Source organism: Hymenobacter radiodurans, from assembly GCF_004355185.1.
Lineage (GTDB): Bacteria > Bacteroidota > Bacteroidia > Cytophagales > Hymenobacteraceae > Hymenobacter > Hymenobacter radiodurans.
Genome location: NZ_CP037922.1, coordinates 2,631,961 through 2,649,047 on the forward strand (window position 1 = coordinate 2,631,961; position 17,087 = coordinate 2,649,047).

Annotated in this window: 15 protein-coding genes; 11 read left to right on the top strand and 4 right to left on the bottom strand. The window is 55.8% G+C overall.

From position 1 onward, the window contains the following. Window positions 1-191: 191 nt before the first annotated feature. Window positions 192-1,589: a M20/M25/M40 family metallo-hydrolase gene (locus EPD59_RS12300; protein WP_133273043.1), complete on the bottom strand. Its 1,398-nt coding sequence runs from the start codon at window positions 1,587-1,589 to the stop codon at window positions 192-194. 214 nt (window positions 1,590-1,803) lie between these two features. Here EPD59_RS12300 and EPD59_RS12305 point away from each other — a divergent pair, with 214 nt between their 5' ends. Then, a complete protein-coding gene (locus EPD59_RS12305) occupies window positions 1,804-2,373 on the top strand; it encodes a hypothetical protein (RefSeq protein WP_133273044.1) in 570 nt (189 codons plus the stop codon). 145 nt (window positions 2,374-2,518) lie between these two features. On the opposite strand, the gene EPD59_RS12310 is transcribed toward EPD59_RS12305, so the two are convergent. Then, window positions 2,519-3,076 carry a histidine phosphatase family protein gene (locus EPD59_RS12310; RefSeq protein WP_133273045.1) on the bottom strand — a complete coding sequence of 186 codons (558 nt, stop codon included), beginning with the start codon at window positions 3,074-3,076 and terminating at the stop codon, window positions 2,519-2,521. A gap of 52 nt (window positions 3,077-3,128) precedes the next feature. Next, the gene (locus EPD59_RS12315; RefSeq protein ID WP_133273046.1) at window positions 3,129-4,130 is read right to left on the bottom strand and encodes a DUF1028 domain-containing protein; all 1,002 of its coding nucleotides are present in this window, start codon (window positions 4,128-4,130) and stop codon (window positions 3,129-3,131) included. 181 nt (window positions 4,131-4,311) lie between these two features. Between EPD59_RS12315 and EPD59_RS12320 the strand changes: the two genes are divergently transcribed. The 6 genes from EPD59_RS12320 to EPD59_RS12335 all read left to right on the top strand — a co-directional run bounded on the left by EPD59_RS12320 (window position 4,312) and on the right by EPD59_RS12335 (window position 10,704). Continuing rightward, on the top strand, window positions 4,312-5,142 hold the full coding sequence (locus EPD59_RS12320; RefSeq protein ID WP_317128364.1) for an ATP-binding cassette domain-containing protein: 831 nt from the start codon (window positions 4,312-4,314) through the stop codon (window positions 5,140-5,142). A 98-nt stretch (window positions 5,143-5,240) separates the two neighbouring features. Next, a complete protein-coding gene (locus tag EPD59_RS22565) occupies window positions 5,241-5,396 on the top strand; it encodes a hypothetical protein (RefSeq protein ID WP_240731786.1) in 156 nt (51 codons plus the stop codon). Next, the gene (locus EPD59_RS23735; protein WP_317128365.1) at window positions 5,384-6,190 is read left to right on the top strand and encodes an ABC transporter permease; all 807 of its coding nucleotides are present in this window, start codon (window positions 5,384-5,386) and stop codon (window positions 6,188-6,190) included. The genes EPD59_RS22565 and EPD59_RS23735 overlap by 13 nt, the downstream gene beginning before the upstream one ends. After that, window positions 6,124-6,948, top strand: coding sequence for a glycine betaine ABC transporter substrate-binding protein (locus EPD59_RS23740; protein WP_317128535.1), 825 nt, complete (start codon window positions 6,124-6,126; stop codon window positions 6,946-6,948). Before EPD59_RS23735 ends, EPD59_RS23740 begins: the two co-directional genes overlap by 67 nt. A 395-nt stretch (window positions 6,949-7,343) precedes the next feature. Then, a complete protein-coding gene (locus tag EPD59_RS12330) occupies window positions 7,344-8,879 on the top strand; it encodes a DUF4394 domain-containing protein (protein ID WP_133273047.1) in 1,536 nt (511 codons plus the stop codon). 223 nt (window positions 8,880-9,102) lie between these two features. Next, window positions 9,103-10,704: a DUF4394 domain-containing protein gene (locus EPD59_RS12335; RefSeq protein WP_133273048.1), complete on the top strand. Its 1,602-nt coding sequence runs from the start codon at window positions 9,103-9,105 to the stop codon at window positions 10,702-10,704. 76 nt (window positions 10,705-10,780) lie between these two features. On the opposite strand, the gene surE is transcribed toward EPD59_RS12335, so the two are convergent. Continuing rightward, entirely contained in the window at window positions 10,781-11,635 is an 855-nt protein-coding gene (gene surE / locus EPD59_RS12340) for a 5'/3'-nucleotidase SurE (RefSeq protein WP_133274679.1), read from the bottom strand. 371 nt (window positions 11,636-12,006) lie between these two features. Here surE and EPD59_RS12345 point away from each other — a divergent pair, with 371 nt between their 5' ends. From EPD59_RS12345 to EPD59_RS12360, 4 genes are all read left to right on the top strand, one after another. Next, on the top strand, window positions 12,007-12,474 hold the full coding sequence (locus EPD59_RS12345; RefSeq protein ID WP_133273049.1) for a hypothetical protein: 468 nt from the start codon (window positions 12,007-12,009) through the stop codon (window positions 12,472-12,474). A gap of 114 nt (window positions 12,475-12,588) precedes the next feature. Further along, entirely contained in the window at window positions 12,589-13,026 is a 438-nt protein-coding gene (locus tag EPD59_RS12350) for a DoxX family protein (RefSeq protein WP_133273050.1), read from the top strand. A 298-nt stretch (window positions 13,027-13,324) separates the two neighbouring features. Further along, window positions 13,325-14,923 (top strand): DUF4394 domain-containing protein, encoded by a 1,599-nt coding sequence (locus tag EPD59_RS12355; protein ID WP_133273051.1) that lies wholly within the window; start codon window positions 13,325-13,327, stop codon window positions 14,921-14,923. 284 nt (window positions 14,924-15,207) lie between these two features. Continuing rightward, window positions 15,208-16,950 carry a M14 family metallopeptidase gene (locus EPD59_RS12360; protein WP_165963577.1) on the top strand — a complete coding sequence of 581 codons (1,743 nt, stop codon included), beginning with the start codon at window positions 15,208-15,210 and terminating at the stop codon, window positions 16,948-16,950. The last annotated feature ends 137 nt before the right edge of the window (window positions 16,951-17,087 follow it).

Sequence of the window (17,087 nt, forward strand, 5' to 3'; positions counted from 1 at the left end):
AGATGGATTCGCTTCTGATTGTAAGATGGTAGTCGTTTACCATTATTCAGTTACCATCCTGAAGCACGAAGGACCTTCTGCCAGTGGAACAAATCGTTCTTCTGATAGAAGGTCCTTCGTGTCTCAGGATGACAACCGGGCGGAAACCGCCGACTCAACGCCTGCGACGATTGAGAAGCGAATACGCGTCTCTACAAACCGTATTTGCTCAGCAAATACACAAGCGCGGCCATGCTGGCCCCACCCAACTCCAACTCGCGACGGTTTACTTTATCAAACGTATCGGCGGCGGTGTGGTGGATGTCGAAGTAGCGCTGGGAGTCGCAGTCGTAGCCGATAAGCACTTTTGCCTGGTCTTTCAGGGGGCCAATATCAGTGCCTCCGTGTCCGACCACAAAGTCGCCGCTGCCGTAGGGGGCAAATAAGGAGCTCCACTGCTGAATCCGAGTCACGGTTGCTGGATTGGTTGTTTCCAAAGCGAAGCCACGGGGAGTAAATCCGCCCCCATCCGATTCCATAGCGGCTAAGTGCTTCTCGTTGGCGGCTTTAGCCAACTCAGCATACTTGATGCCGCCTCGGTTGCCGTTTTCCTCGTTCATAAACATCACGGCCCGAACAGTGCGCTCCGGCTTCAGGCCAGTAGCCTTGAGCAGGCGCAACACTTCCATGCTCTGCACGCAGCCCGTGCCATCGTCGTGGGCGCCTTGGCCGAGATCCCAGGAGTCGAGGTGGCCGCCCACGGTGATAATCTCGTCGGGGTATTTCGAGCCTTTTATTTCGCCGATTACATTGTATGATTTAACGTCGGGCAAGGTCTGGCAGGCCATTTCCAGCTCGAAGGTCAGGCTTTTATCGGCTTTGAGAAGCTGACTAAGGCGGTCGGCGCCATTGGTGCTGAGAGCGGCAGCAGGCACTTTGGCCACGTTATCCTCATAGCGCATGGTGCCGGTGTGCGGAAAGTCGTCGTGGGCCAGACTCAGGGAGCGCACCAAGGCACCCACGGCCCCGCGCTTGGCGGCGGCCGAGGCTCCGGCGCGGCGCTGGTCGCCGGCTTCGCCGTAAGCCTTGCCAGTTTCCACGTAGGTCGGGTTCATGGGGCGATTGAAGAACACGAATTTGCCCTTCACTTTTTCCTCGGGCAAAGCCGCCAGCTCATCTAGGCTCTGCACCTCAATTACCTGAGCGCGCAATTTGCCCCCCGTGCCCACCGAACCGCCCAAAGCGCATACTGGCACGTCTACGCCCTTGCCCTTGGCGGCCCTGATCTGACCTTTCTCCTTGGCCCCACGCACCCAATGTGGCACCATTACTTCCTGCAAATACACGCGGTCCAGGCCCAGCTTTTCCATCGTCACTTTCGTCCAGTCGACTGCCTGTTGGGCCTGGGGCGAGCCAGCCAAACGGCCGCCAATCTGGCCGGTGAGGTGGCGCAGGTTTTCGTAGCTCTCTCCCCGCAATAGCGCTTCATCATACAAGCGACGAATGTTCAACGAATCGGTCTGGGGGGCTTTTTGGGCCAGCGTAGGTGTAGTTAGCAATAAGGAAGCAACGCCCGCCAGCAGCGGGTAGCGAGAAACGAAAGAAGGCATAAAAGGCTAAAATGAGAAGTAAAAGCAGTCTGAGTGGCTAAAGTACAAGGAAACGCTAAACGGGTTGCAACGTCTTGTGTCAGCGCAAATAAACTATCGGGCTATGCTAAGCCTCAGCATATTGTATTTTCATCGAAACCAGACTCAACCTATCTTCTCCTAGCACCAAGTTTGCATAGCTTATCTGCCATATCTCTATTTAAACTTATATCTAGTGAATCTACTATCACCCCAGCACTTAATCTCCTGTGCCATTGGGCTGACTCTGCTGACGAGCAGCTGCCAGAAAGAAGACCCGAACGCCTTACCCAAGGCCACACAGAAAGGCAAGAATACTGCTGGCTTCCTGATCGATGGTCAGGTGTGGCTGCCTAAAGCCACTATCACCAGTGTTCCTTCCTCGGCCGTGGGAGCCACTTGGTCTAAAACACGCTACGGTCGCAGCCTACAATTTGGCTTCGGTCGCGCACAGAATGAGGACAAGGACCGAACCTCCTTCGGCTTTTACCTGCCCGATATCCGGCAGGCCGGCACCTTTCGACTGGAGCAGGAACGTGATTTATTGACGGGTAACCGCAATCCCAGCTACGGCAGCTATCAGATCACCTATCCCAAACCGAGTCGCTTCTTCTCTACGGGTCCCAGCGCGCCTGGTCAACTTGTTATTACACGTTTCGACACGGTCGCCCGAGTGGTGGCGGGCACCTTTGAGATGACAGTGCAAGAGGATGGAGGCTCGGAAAGGCACCAGATTACCCAGGGTCGGTTTGATATTAAATTTTAGTCATTTCTCACCTATGCACAAGTCAGACAAGGGACTAATTGAGGGCCATTCTTGACGATTAATTTTTATCCTTCATTAATAATCTCTAATAAGCAAAAAAAGGACGTTACCAGCCCGGCAACGTCCTTTTTTCAGTTTTCACCAGCTATTGCTCGGCCCCGTATCGATGGGTGACCACCGTGGCGGTACCCGTGGGAGGCACTTTTACTTCGAATAAATAATCATACTCCGCATCCTCCACGGCGGTGATTTCAGAGGTAGCACCCAGCGCCGTTACTAACGGCAGCAGCGTGTTGGAGTGACCAACCACCAGTACGGTTTTGCCTTTGTTTTCCTGCAAGATGCGGGCGGCCAGATCGGTGGGCTTGTCGTACACCTGCGGCGTGCGCTGCAAGGCGGTGGCCAGGGGGGCAGCTGTAGCCCGACTACGCGCAGTGTTAGTGACGTACACGGCCTCCACGTTGCGGCTGCCCAGGGTATCGCGCAGGGTGAGGGCACGCTGCTCGCCGGCGGGCGTAAGCGGCGGGTCCGTCATCGAGGGGTCGGTTTCTTTTTCGGCGTGGCGCACCACGTAAATAGTGGTAACAGCGGCGCTGGGGAGCTTTTCCGCAGTAGAATTTGATGAAGCCGGCCGTTCCGATGAACAGCCGACGACCGCACTCAAAAGCAAAGTCAAGGAGGGAATTAGGTGTAGAATGCGCATAGCGAATGGAGAAAGTGTGAGGCAATAACGCCGAGTTGAGTACCAAGTTGCACTATTTGAGAGCCATAATCTGCTTTAGCTCGGCCTCCGTCACGGTCAGCAGTCCTACTTTGGGCAGACGCCCAGTGAGTGTGCGCCAGTTGGGGTCTTCTTTGAAAACGGGCTGCAGCAGCTTCATCGCGGCGGGCACCTGCTTGTTGTTCGCTAGGGTGATGGCGTGCCAGAAACGCATTTCCAGGTTCTCGGGAAACATCTTCTCGGCGGTTTGGTACTCGCGCATTGCGCCGGGCATGTCGTTTTTCTCCACGGCCAAGTCGCCGGCATTCATGTGGTTATACGCGCGGTGCAGACGCAGCAGGCGGTCCAGCTCCTTGAGTGGGGCGGCGTTGTCGTCCACGCGAAGGTCAATCAGCCGGTCTTCCCAGGGGGCCTTTGTTGCCTGCCCGCGCACCACCAGCAGGGCCGCCGACTGCCTGCCCCGAATGTCGCCACCTTCGGCCTGGGCCGCGTTTAGCGCCGCCAGCACCCGTTCAGCCAAGGGCAGACTGGCGTTTTGCTCAAAGGCTTTCGCCATAGCCGGCCACACGGTTGCTTTGAGCATCATATTGGCTTGCACCGAAAATTCCTTACCCGTAATGTGGCCCGCGTAGTCGATGCATTTGTCGCCAGTGTGGGCAGCCACATTGCCCTTGACATCCAGAATGGCTACTTGGCGCACGGCCTTGCCTTCATCGGTGCTCAATAGTTCGTCGAGGGCTTGCTGGGCGGTTTTGCCACTTTTCAACAAGGCCAGCCCCCGCATTCCGAATGATTTATTGGTGAACGATTGCGTTGCAATAACGCCCACGCCGGCTTCGCCCCAGCTCACCGAGGTACCCACCGAAAACCAGTGCGTTTGCACGGCCACGGCCATTTCACCCGTTTTGGGGTCGCGGGCCACAATGGAAAACGTATGAGCCAGCGGATCGGTGGCCGAATAAACCTGGGCAGAAGTGGCCGGCAACAGGCCCACTAACAGCGGCAGAAGCAGGAAAAGGGTACGTTTGAGGAGCATGAAAAAGTAGTTTTGGGTGATTAGCGGTTCAAGATAAAGATGTGCTGGCTAGATCTGTTTCCTTTAGGAGTTGTGGACACTAACTACCCGGCGGTCGGAGCCCCGATACTTCACGACCCGTACTCAGGATCACCAAATTAACCTAGCTTACACTAGTCAAGCTGGCCTTACTTTCTTTCCCTTGAGCATTGCCCCGCCCGTTATTCGCGTCCGTGACCTGAGTAAGCACTACCCCGGCCACGCCGCTGTGCAGAACATCTCCTTCGACTTAGCGGCGGGCGAAACACTGGTGTTGCTGGGCCCCAGCGGCTGCGGCAAAACGACGCTGCTCAAAATGCTTAACCGCCTCATCGAGCCCACGGCGGGCACGGTCGAAATCAACGGGGTAGCGGTGGGTCGGCAGCAGCCGGAGGTACTGCGCCGCGGTATTGGCTATGTTATTCAGCAAGTGGGCCTGCTGCCGCACTACACCGTAGCTGAAAATGTAGGCGTGGTGCCGCGCCTGCTGGGCCACACTCCTACTGCTATTGCGGAGCGAACCGACACGCTGCTCACGCGCCTGCATTTGCCCCCCAACCGCTTCGCCGGACAGTACCCACACCAGCTCAGCGGCGGCCAGCAGCAGCGCGTCGGGCTGGCCCGCGCCCTGGCCGCCGACCCGCCCATTATGCTTCTCGATGAGCCCTTCGGCGCCCTCGACCCGGTGACGCGGGCGGGCATCCGGCGCGAGTTCAGGGAGCTGGAAGAGCTCCGTAGCAAGACTATGGTGCTCGTCACCCACGACGTGACCGAGGCCTTCGAGCTAGCCGACCGCATTGCCCTACTTGACGGGGGCAAATGCAGCAGTTGGGTACGCCGCATGAGCTACTCTTTCAGCCCGCCAACAACTTCGTTCGTGACTTCTTCGCCGCCGAGCGACTGGCCCTACAGCTACGCACGTTGCGCCTCCGCGACCTGCTGCCATTTTTGCCCCCCAGCACGAAAGCATCTTCATTTAGCAGCATTAGTTTAGAAAAAATAAACAACTCGTTATCAAACGATAAGACCATATCATATCATCACTCAGTTCAGGAGGCGCTGGAGCTACTAACGGAGCCACGAGCAGACGGTGTGCCTTCAAATCGGGAGGCCGCAGAGGACGAAGCACGCTACCTTATCATGGTAGAGTCAGACGAAAAAGCCCCCCAGCATCGGGTTGATTTGCCACAGCTGATGGCCGCTTTTGCCCAGGCTATTCACCAAGCCGAAACCACATGGAAGTCCTGACCGAGCTGCTAGCTTTCTGGCAGGCTCAGGCCGGAAAGCTCGGCCATCAAACCTTGCAACACATCGGCCTGACAGCGGCTTCCCTCCTGCTGGCGGTGCTGGTGGGCGTGCCGCTGGGGCTACTACTCACGCGGCGGCCGAGGCTGGCGCCCGCCGTGCTGGGCTTTACGGGCGTGCTCCAAACCATCCCGAGTATCGCCCTGCTCGGCTTCCTGATTCCGGTGCTCGGCATTGGTCCGCAGCCGGCAATTTTTGCGCTGTTTCTATATTCCCTGCTGCCCATTGTGCGCAACACATTGACCGGGGTGCAGGGCGTAAGCCCGGCCGTGGTGGAGGCCGCCCGCGGTCTGGGCCTTACCGATGGGCAGGTGCTGCGGCGGGTAGAGTTGCCGCTGGCCTTACCGGTGCTGTTTGCAGGTATTCGCACAGCTACCGTTATCAACGTGGGGGTGGCTACGCTAGCGGCCTACATTGCGGCGGGTGGGCTGGGCGAATTTATTTTTGGCGGCATTGCCCTGAATAATCCCGCCATGATTCTGGCTGGTGCCATCCCGGCTGCCGCATTGGCCTTAGGCTTCGATGCGGCGCTGGCCCGCCTCCAACGGCTCAGCGCCCGCCGTCTTACCCGCGTGGGGGCTTCTTACTGGTGTTGCTGCCGTTGCTCTCGGGCTTGTACCTGTTGCCCCGCGCCACGGGCAAGCTGCTGGCCGGCTTCAGTCCGGAGTTCGTGGGGCGGGCCGATGGGCTGCCGGGTTTGCAAACCAAGTATGGGCTACGTCCGCTGCCCAGCGTGATTCTGGCGCCGGCGTTGGTGTATGAGGCCGCCCGCCACCGCGACGTGGATGTTATAGACGGGTACTCCACCGATGGACGCATTAAGGCCTACGACTTACGTGTGCTGCGCGACGACCGGGGGGCTTTTCCGCCCTACTTCGCCGCGCCCGTGGTACGCCAGGCGGTGCTGGCGGCCCACCCGGAGCTGCGCGCCGTATTGGAAAAGCTCGCTGGCCGCATCTCCGACTCCGTGATGACGGAGCTGAACTACCGCGTAGACTACCGCCACGAAACGCCCCGCGCCGTGGCTCACGATTTTCTGCGGCGGGGTGGCCTGTGGCGGGCACCACAACCTGCCACGGGTGCTACCCTGCGGCTGGGCTCCAAGATTTTTGCTGAGCAGTACATTCTAGCGGAGCTTTACGCGGCCCTCATTCGGGGCTACACCAACTTGGATGTTGTTACCAAAACTGGCCTGGGCGGCACCAGCATCTGCTTTGAGGCCCTTCGCACCGGCGAAATCGATTTGTATCCGGAATACACCGGCACGGGCTTGCTGGTGCTGCTCCAGCCCACTCCGGCCACCGTCGATTCGCTGGCGGGCAATCCGCAGGCAGTGTTCGACTACGTGCAAACCCGCTTCAGAACACGCTACGGGCTGGAGTGGCTGAGCCCTCTGGGCTTCAACAACACGTATGCCCTCCTCATGCGGCAGCAGCAAGCTGAGCAGCTGCACATTGCCTCTGTGTCGGAGTTAGGCACCTATCTGCGCCGTTAAAGTAAACGCAGGCATAAAAAGCCCCCCGCAACGTGTATAGCGGCTGTGGGGCTTTTTATGCCTGCAAGGCTAAATGCGTTCGTTTGCCAGCCACTAAACTGATGTAGACAGGTCGATCAAGCAGTAATTCTCGCCCGTAGCTTAACAACCGCGAGTCTGCAATAAGTATACTTTAATCTACTCAACAGCCTAACCCCCTACAATATAATTCGAATCAAACCACTGTTAATCAAAAAACTATGCGTAAACACCAGGCACATTTTTATGCTAAAGGATTAACCCTGGATTAAATAGTGGCGGAATCTGAGATGAGGCAATCCGCTCGAGTTGGCACATCGTAGCTAACCTCAATCAAATACTAGTCTTTCATCTTTTTATCCCAAACACCTACGGAAATGAGAAAACCGTCTTCCCTCGTCAAGCTCAGTGCCTTTGCTCTTGCCTTAGCCTCTCTCACCAGTTGCGAGGATGTGCTGGAGCAGTATTTCCCCAAAAATGGCAATGGCGACGACAAGCCCGTTTCCAGCCAAGATATTCCCTTTTACGCCTTGTCGGGCGGAGTAACTCTGGACCTATACTCTACCAAGAACCCCGCCCGCAGCTCTGCCTCAACCGCTATTTCAGGGTTGCAAAGCGGAGAAAAGCTGCTGGGCATTGACTTCCGCCCCGCCACCGGCCAGCTTTATGGCATCGGCAGCACCAGCCGTCTGTATGTCATTAATCCCGTCACCGGCGCAGCCCGGGCTATCGGCAGCGGACCAATCACGCCCGCGCTGGAGGGTGATATGGTAGCTTTCGACTTTAACCCCACCGTAGACCGCATCCGCGTAGTAACCAGCACGGGCCAAAACCTCCGTCTGAACCCTGAAACCGCGGCCGGCACTATCGTCGACGGGGGCATTAATGGGGTGCCCGGCGCCGGTATTACGGGTGCCGCGTACACGAACAGCGTAGCCGGCGCCAGTGCCACGGTGCTCTACGACCTCGACCCCGCCACGAATACTCTGTATCGTCAGGATCCGCCCAACAACGGCACGCTGGTGGCCGTTGGCGAACTAAAGGTGGACATCAGCGGCAACGGCGGCTTCGATATCGATGCCAAAACGGGTACCGCCCTGGCCCTGTACGATGTGAACGGCAAGCCCACGCTCTTTACTGTTGACCTGGCCACTGGTAGCACCAAAACGCTGGTGAAGTATGATAACAACGCAGCGTATACGGGCCTTGCCATTCCTACCCAGTCGGTAGCCTATGCCGTGAGTGCCAACAACCTGCTGATTTTCAATCCGACTAATCCGTCAGCCGTTGTAACCAAACCGATTACCGGCCTGGCCGCTGGCGACAACGTGTTGGGGCTGGATTTCCGTCCTGTAAACGGTCAATTGTATGCCCTGGGCAGCGGCAGCCGTCTGTACACCATCAATGCCTCTTCGGGCGCGGCCGCTACGGTTGCTACCCTTAGCACTACCCTTGCGGGCACGAGCTTTGGCTTTGACTTCAATCCCGTTGTCGACCGGATTCGCATCATCAGCAACACTGGCCAGAACCTGCGCGTGAACCCCGCCGATGGTGTGGCCATTGTGGATGGCAGTCTGAATCCTGGCTCGCCCAGCGTAAGCGCGGCCGCCTACGAGAACAACTTTGCCGGCACCACCGCCACCAGCCTGTTTGTGATTGACTACACCACCGACAAGCTTTACCTGCAAAACCCACCCAACAACGGCACCCTAGTAGAAATCGGTAACCTGGGAATAAACGCCGAAGCCGCCAATGGCTACGATATCGGCGGCACCAGCAACACCGGCTACGCTATCCTCACGGCCAGTGGCGCCACCAAGCTCTACAGCGTAAATAAGTCCAGCGGCGCAGTTACGGCCCTCGGCGACTTTGGCAGCACTGTCAATGGCTTTACCGTCGGCCTAGGCTTCTAAGGTTTCTTCCCTTATTATAAAAGCCCCCAGAGTTCTTCTGGGGGCTTTTTATTTTACATCACACAAAATATACTTAGAATATATGGTGTAAGATAGCCTAGGTATAACTAGGATAATTTCATTTCGAAAAAATAGAAATAGGAACATCTAAATAGTGAGGAGCTACGTATGGCAAGTAGTCTAGTCCTATTATTTCTTTTTTCCATCCTATCTTCTCGGTTCTATGCTAAAACCCTCTTCCCTCGCCAAGTGGGGCGTGGCTGCGCTGTTATTATCCTCGCTCACGAGTTGCGAGGATATCTTGGAGCAGTACTTCCCCAAACCCAATCCTACCCCACCCACCATCCCCACCTTCCCGCCCCTGGGTCAGGACATCGCCTTCTACGCTTTGTCAGGGGGCACGCGGCTCGATGCGTATAATACGAGCAACGCGGCCAGCCGCACTAGTTCCGTCGCCCTCACGGGCCTGGGCAGCGGCGAGACGCTCCTGGCCATCGACTTCCGCCCCGCCACGGGCCAGCTCTACGGGGTGAGCAGTGCCAGTCGCCTCTATGTGATTAATCAGAATACGGGCGCAGCTAGGGCTATTGGCAGCGGCGCCTTCACGCCGGCCGTAGCGGGCAACTTGGTGGGCTTCGACTTCAACCCCACCGTGGACCGCATTCGCCTGGTCACCTCAACTGGGCAGAACCTGCGCCTGAACCCCGAAACCGGCGCGGTCGCCGCCACCGATGGCAGCCTCAACGGGGCGGGCGGCGCAATGGTAACCGGGGCCGCCTACACCAATAATACAGCCGGGGCCAGTACCACCGCCCTGTACGCCATTAACACCCAGAACCAACAGCTTTACCTAGTCAACCCGCCCAACGACGGCACGCTCGTGCCCGTGGGCAGCTTGAACCTGAACATCAGCGGGGATGGAGGCTTTGACATCGACGCCAAGACGGGCACGGCCCTGGGCTTGTATTCTGTGCAAGGCAAACCGACCTTGTTTACCGTGGATCTAACGACGGGCGCCGCCCGGCCCCTAGCCGAATATGCCACCAATTCTGGATATTCAGGCATTGCTATTCCTACCCGGCCAGTTGCCTACGCGTTGAATCTCGCACAGGGTATAAGAGGAGGAACCCTGAACGATCTGTATATAATCGACCCAACCAATCCATCAACCTCCGTCTATAAGAGCGTGACAGGCTTGAAGGAGAATGAGGGAATCGTGGGTATGGATTTCCGCCCCGCTACGGGCCAGCTCTATGCCCTCACCAATACCAGTGAGCTGTACGTGCTTAACCTCGCCACGGGTGCAGCCACCAAGGTGGCTACGCTAAGTGTTCCCTTAGAGGCAGGTCCGGTAGGCGTAGCCAATGGGAGAGGTTTTGACTTCAACCCCGTTGTTGACCGCATTCGCATCGTGACTGCTTCGGGTCAGAATTTGCGGGTGAATCCTGCGGACGGTATGACCACCGTAGATGGCCGCATTAATCCGGGCACGCCTAGTATTTTGGCGGCGGGGTATGATAATAATTTCGCGGGGACAACGACAACCACCTTGTACGTTCTTGATGGCAATGGTAAATTATACCGGCAGAGCCCACCCAATGACGGTACTTTAGTAGAGATAGGAAACACGGGAATTCCTAACGTATCGAACTTTGATATTGGGGGCAGCACCAATACGGGTTATATATACACGGCCACCGGTGGTGGTGGCACCGCTATCCTTATTTCCACCATTAATGTAACGACGGGAGCGGTTACATCATCCACCCAGGGCTTTAACGCGGGTGGTTTTCCTACGGCCTTTGCCGTTGGATTAGGTTTTTAAATAAATCAAAACACCAAGCATTTTGTTACAAAAAAGCCCCCAGCGCAGCATTGGGGGCTTTTTAATGATGTTTACTTTACGGATTAACTACGCCGTAGTCTTCCGGCTCCACGGGGTGAGCAACCGGGATACTGGTGGGTGCGGGCTGACCGGGCAATTGCATCTCCCAGCCCTGCTGCATCTGCGTGAGGCCGGTGCGGGCGGTGAGGTCGAACTGGCAGGGCACGATGGACACGAAGTTGTGCGCCAGTGCCCACTCGTCGGTATCGTTGCCCTCGTCGAGGTTCACGAAGCTACCGATCAGCCAGTAGTAAGGGCGCTTGTGTGGGTCGTGGCGTAGGTCGAACTCTTCCTGCCACTTAGCGCGGGCCTGACGGCACAATCTGGCCCCCAGAATAGGTGTGTCCGACTTTTTGGGAATGTTCACGTTCAGGGCCGTACCGGCCGGAATACCGTGCTCCAGGGCTTGGCGCGTGACGTGCTCTACCCACTCTTCAGTATGCGAAAAGTCGGCGGAGTGGCCGTAGTCGCACAGCGAGAAACCGATGGCCGGCAGCCCTTCAATGGCCGCCTCAATTGCCGCCGACATAGTACCCGAATACAGCACGTTTACCGACGAGTTAGAGCCATGATTAATACCCGACACCACCAGATCAGGCTGGCGGTCTTTCAATACATGATGCTTGGCCAGTTTCACGCAGTCGGCGGGCGTACCGGAACACTCGTAGGCTTCGATGCCCTCAAAAATGGTGCTCGGGTCGAGCCGCAAGGGGTGACCAATCGTAATAGCATGGCCCATGCCCGACTGGGGCGAATTGGGAGCCACTACCACTACCTCACCGATGCGGCGCATGACGCGCACCAGCGTAGCAATGCCGGGGGCCGTGATGCCATCGTCGTTGGAAATGAGAATCAGGGGTTTGGAAGGTATAGCAGCCACGAGAAACAGAATTTGAAGTGAGTAACCGAGCCGCAAAGGTAGGCAAGCCGGGCGGCTTCCTCCCCCGCGGCCGAGTTAAGTACGCAGGAAGTCAACGAGCAGCGCACCGCTACCGTATGGCATCGGTACTATGTTCTACTTCTCTGCTTCCGCTCGGGCCGCAGCACTGCTCTTGGCCCTGACTGCCGTTAGCGCCTGCGACTCCTCCACGACTCAACCCCCGTGGATTCGGGCGGCGAACAGCCATTTCAACCCTCAGCCCCGCTTACGGCATCGGCTCCGTCGGCCACGTCGCCCCCGCCACCGGGAACCCCGAGAAGCCCGTATCGGCCGCCAACCCCACTACCCCCGATTCCCTGCATTTGCTCAGCTCCGACCGAGTTGGGCGCCTGCGCCTGAATACCAGCGAGCAGGCCGTTCTGCGCCTGATTCCGTCCAGCCGCCGCCGTAAGTCTACCCGCACCGCAGAAGGAATTACGTACCCGGTGTACGAAGTAACCGATGCGCAGCAGCCCACTGCGCCCCCTATCTTATTGGAGATGAACGGCAACGAGCAGGACGGCTTCCGTATCTGGCGCATCCGCGTTACCGATCCGCAGTATCGCACCGCCGATGGTATTGGAGTAGGCTCGCCCTACGGTGCCGCCCGGCAGCAGTACGGCATCACGACCATCGAGAAAACGGACGCGGGCCTAGTAGCCGTATCCGATGCGGTAAAAATGTCATGGGTCTTGGATGAGCAATCTTTGCCCCCCAAGCGTCCCAGCCAACTACGTCCTACCGACGTGCCCACAGCCACGCGCATAATTGGGGTGCTGGTGTCGCGCTAGCGCAGAAAGCGAGTAATTGCATTACGCTATATTTCCTGTACTTTGGCACTGTCGAGCTACCTAATGGTTCCGCTGCTCGTATTCACCCCTGCTTCTATCATCTAGCTATCGTCTATGCTTCTGTTCGAAAACACCTACCGTACACGTGACTTTGGGCTGTTGGTATTACGGGTTGGCTTGGGAATGATGTTCACGATACATGGCTATCCGAAGCTGATGGGTGGTCAGGCCGCCTGGACGGAAGTAGGCGGCGTGATGAAGCTGGTCGGGCTTGATTTTGCTCCTACTGCCTGGGGGCTTCTTGCCGCCGTTGCTGAGGCCGTTGGGGGGCAATTATTAGCCGTAGGGTTGTTCTTTCGAATCACCTGCGCCGCTCTGCTTATCACCATGATTATGGCCGCCATCATGCACATCAGCAAAGGCGACGGTTTTGCCGGTTATTCCCACGCCGTTGAGTCAGCATTCGTGTTTTTGGGTCTGCTATTCATCGGACCCGGCCGGTACAGCCTAGATAGATTGCTATTTCCGGGTCCACGCAGATTGTATCAATAAAATTCTGGAATACAGTTTAACTCCAAAAAGCCTTGGCACTTGCGTCAAGGCTTTTTCTTTTGCCAAAATATCCACTTGAGGGCGTATCCATTTATAGAATGCTATAAATACAAATAATAGACAGTGTACATTTTAATATATAAATCATTGTTTAACAACATTATACAATCCATAATATATGTCTAGCAAAACTTATTTTGATAAAATTAAACTTCTAAACATCTGATTTAGAAAAGGTAACGTAAGTTCAACAATAGAATTATATTCATTCTTCTTTCCATCCTATCATCTCGTTTCTATGCTAAAACTCTCCTCCCTCGCCAAATGGGGCGTGGCTGTACTATTATTGTCTTCGCTGACCAGTTGCGAGGATATTCTGGAGCAGTACTTCCCCAAACCAAAACCTACCCCCACGTTTCCTTCTTTAGGGGTGGATATTCCTTTCTACACCTTATCGGGCGGCACCAAGCTCGACGCCTACTCCACCGCTAACCCGAGCACACCTACAGTTTCGGTCGCCATTACGGGCCTACAGGCTGGGGAGACGCTTTTAGCTATTGACTTCCGGCCCGCTACGGGCCAACTCTACGGCGTGAGCAGCATGAGTCGGATCTATGTTATCAATCAGAATACTGGCAGAGCCCACGCCATTGGTACCGGGCCATTCAATCCTACCGTGCAGGGCAACCTAGTTGGCTTTGATTTTAACCCCACTGTAGACCGCATTCGCTTAGTCACTTCAACAGGGCAGAATTTGCGCCTCAATCCTGAGACGGGCACGGTAGCCAATACGGATGGTAGCATAAATGGAGTCGCTGGGGCAATGCTAACAGGGGCCGCTTACACCAATAATACTGCAGGTGCTTCAATCACGGCTTTGTATGCCATCAACACCCAGAACCAGCAACTCTACTTGGTCAATCCGCCCAACGACGGCACCGTCGTACCGGTGGGCGATTTGAACCTAAACATCAGCGGCGATGGGGGTTTTGATATCGATGCCAAGACCGGCACCGCCCTAGGCTTGTATTCGGTACAAGGTAAGCCCACCCTGTTTACTGTGAACCTCGGTACCGGTACAGCCCGACCTTTAGCTGAGTATGCTACGAACTCCGGGTATTCGGGCATTGCCATCCCGACGCAGCCAGTGCTTTATGTTGCCACCGTTAGCACAGCTGCTAATGGTCAGATAACCAACTCGCTCTTTATTTCTGATCCTACCTCATCAGCGACTGCCGTGCAGAAGCCGATTACGGGAATTACAGCAGGACAAGTGCTTTTAGATATAGATTTTCGGCCTGCTAACGGGCAGCTCTACGCCATTGGTCGGACGCCTGAAGTGGATGGTCAGCCCAGAAACGCCCAGCTTTATACTCTCAATGCGGCTACCGGTGCAGCCACTCCTATTGGTTCCTCGAACGTCACTGGCATAGTGACCACCAATGTTTTTGGTATGGATTTCAATCCCGTCATCGACCAACTCATATTTGCTGATTTTGATAATGTACTTTTTGCCGTAAACCCTACAACCGGCGCTACGACAAGGGGCGTGGGGAATGTCTTTCTCGCTGGGAGGCTTTCGCCAACTGTTGCCGCAATAGCTCATGATAATAACTACGTTGGTGCTACAACAACTAACCTGTATTTCGCAAATATTCAATCAAGTGGCGTATTTGCCAACGTTCCCACCACTAACGGTAGGATCACTGACGTGGGATTTAATACGCTTGATGTAGGTGGTAGAAGTAACCTAGGGTATGGCCTGGACAATAACGATGTAGTTAGGACAGTAAACTTAACTACAGGTGAAACGAAGAATTTAGGTGCGCTACGCCGTCCTGAGGGTAGCGATCCGAATGCCCGAGTTACTGGCGCAACTATTGGCTTAGGCTTCTAAAATGCATTGTTTTAAAGCATAAAGAAGGTCCAGGCTAGGAAGCCTGGACCTTCTTTATGCTTTAAACTCTAGTAATAGGCCTTCGAGCAAGTGTAAGAAAGTGTTTATTGTCACTCCCCAAAAGCATACACTATTATAGACTTTGGGAGCTTAATCTTTAGATTCCCAAGTGACTCAAGCTTTGATGGTAGCTAAACCAATCGTTGCCAAATCATACCCATGCAGCTAGGCTTGTCGGAGTTTTCTTTTTTTGGCGTTGATTGCAGAAAATTCACCGTCCCTGCATGCTCGCTCTTCTCCTCTCTGCCTCCCTGCTTTTCACTGCGCCTGCCGACTGGCGCACGCCTTTCGAGAAAGGCAACGGCAATACCACCGCCACCTACGCCGAGTGCATCGACTACTATAAAAGGCTCGACGCGGCCTACCCTGAAATTACACTGCGCGAGGCCGGCACCACCGACATTGGCCAGCCGCTGCACGAGGTAGTCGTGTCGCTAGACGGGGACGCGGACCCGTCTTCAGTCCGGGCCAAAAACCGCCGCGTCATCTTTATCCAAAACGGTATTCACCCCGGCGAGCCCGAAGGCATTGATGCCAGCATGATGCTCGTGCGCGACTACGTGCAGAAAAAAGAGCTACGGCGCCAACTCGAAAATATCACATTGGTGCTCATCCCGATTTACAACGTAGATGGCTCCCTAAATCGTAACAGCACTACCCGCACCAACCAAAATGGCCCCCAGGAATACGGCTTCCGGGGCAACGCCCGCAACCTCGATTTGAACCGCGACTACATCAAGCAGGACTCGCGCAATGCCCGCAGTTTTGCCCATCTTTTCCAGCGTTGGCAACCGGAAGTATTTGTTGATACACACACATCGAATGGCGCTGATTATCAATACACCATGACGCTGATTGACACGCAGCGCGATAAGCTGCATCCGGCTATGAGCCAATACATGCAACAGCGGTTGCTGCCGGCTTTGTACGCGGGCATGGAAAAGAAGAAATGGCCTTTGACGCCTTATGTCGACTTTGAGGGCCGTACGCCGGAGAGTGGCCTGCGGGGCTTCCTGGAAACGCCGCGCTACTCCACCGGCTACACCACATTGTTCAATACGCTGGGCTTCGTGACCGAGACGCACATGCTCAAGGAATTTGCCCCCCGGGTGCGTGTTACCTACGATTTTCTGGATTTGCTCATTCGTACTGTGCACCAGGATGCCGCCCAAATCAAGCAAGCCCGCGCCACGGCCGACCAGCAAACCCGCACCCAAACTGACTTCCCTCTGACGTGGAAACTAGACACCACGCAGGTAGACAAATTCAGCTTCCGGGGCTATGAAGGCCGTACCAAAACAAGCGAAGTGAGCGGGCAGCCACGCCTTTATTATGACCGTAAAGCTCCTTTCACACGGCCCGTCAACTACTACCACACCTACCGCCCCACTACCACCGTGCGCCGGCCCGTGGCTTACCTTATTCCCCAGGCTTGGGGCGAGGTGCTGGAGCGCCTGCGCCTGAGCGGCGTACAGCTTCAGCAGCTTCGCCGCGACACCACACTCACCACGGAGGTGTACTATGTGGAAGATTATAAAACGTCGCCGCGACCCTACGAAGGCCACTACATCCATTCGCAGGTGAAGTTGCGGCCCGAGCAGCAAGCGTTAGCATTCCGAAAAGGAGACTACGTGGCAGTAGTTGACCAAGCAGCTGCCCGCTACCTTGTTGAAACCCTTGAGCCACAAGCCACGGATTCCTTCTTCAATTGGGGCTTTTTCGACAGTATTCTCCAGCAGAAAGAACACTTCTCCGACTATGTGTTCGAGGATCTTGCCGCCGAGCTACTCCGCCGCGACCCACAGCTCCGTCAACAGCTCGAAGCCCGCAAAAAAGAAGATCCAGCCTTTGCCAAAAGTGCCAGCGCCCAGCTGGACTTCGTTTACCGCCGCTCTCCACATTACGAAAAATCTTACTTGCGCTACCCCGTAGCCCGCTGGATGGGGGGCAAATTGCCGGTTGAATAGTGCTTCTGGATATCAATCTGTACGTCATACAAGGCGAATCTACTGCCCTTAGATTATCAGCTATCAGCCCGTCATGCAGAACGTAGTGAAGCATCTCGCGTGCTGACGTGAGGTTGCTAACCTTACTAAACACGCCA

Excerpts from the sequence above, each read along its gene's own strand:
- EPD59_RS12300 (WP_133273043.1), bottom strand. The coding sequence starts at position 1,589 with ATGCCTTCTTTCGTTTCTCGCTACCCGCTGCTGGCGGGCGTTGCTTCC.
- EPD59_RS12310 (WP_133273045.1), bottom strand. The coding sequence starts at position 3,076 with ATGCGCATTCTACACCTAATTCCCTCCTTGACTTTGCTTTTGAGTGCG.
- EPD59_RS12315 (WP_133273046.1), bottom strand. The coding sequence starts at position 4,130 with ATGCTCCTCAAACGTACCCTTTTCCTGCTTCTGCCGCTGTTAGTGGGC.
- EPD59_RS23735 (WP_317128365.1), top strand. The coding sequence starts at position 5,384 with ATGGAAGTCCTGACCGAGCTGCTAGCTTTCTGGCAGGCTCAGGCCGGA.
- EPD59_RS12330 (WP_133273047.1), top strand. The coding sequence starts at position 7,344 with ATGAGAAAACCGTCTTCCCTCGTCAAGCTCAGTGCCTTTGCTCTTGCC.
- EPD59_RS12335 (WP_133273048.1), top strand. The coding sequence starts at position 9,103 with ATGCTAAAACCCTCTTCCCTCGCCAAGTGGGGCGTGGCTGCGCTGTTA.
- EPD59_RS12350 (WP_133273050.1), top strand. The coding sequence starts at position 12,589 with ATGCTTCTGTTCGAAAACACCTACCGTACACGTGACTTTGGGCTGTTG.
- EPD59_RS12355 (WP_133273051.1), top strand. The coding sequence starts at position 13,325 with ATGCTAAAACTCTCCTCCCTCGCCAAATGGGGCGTGGCTGTACTATTA.
- EPD59_RS12360 (WP_165963577.1), top strand. The coding sequence starts at position 15,208 with ATGCTCGCTCTTCTCCTCTCTGCCTCCCTGCTTTTCACTGCGCCTGCC.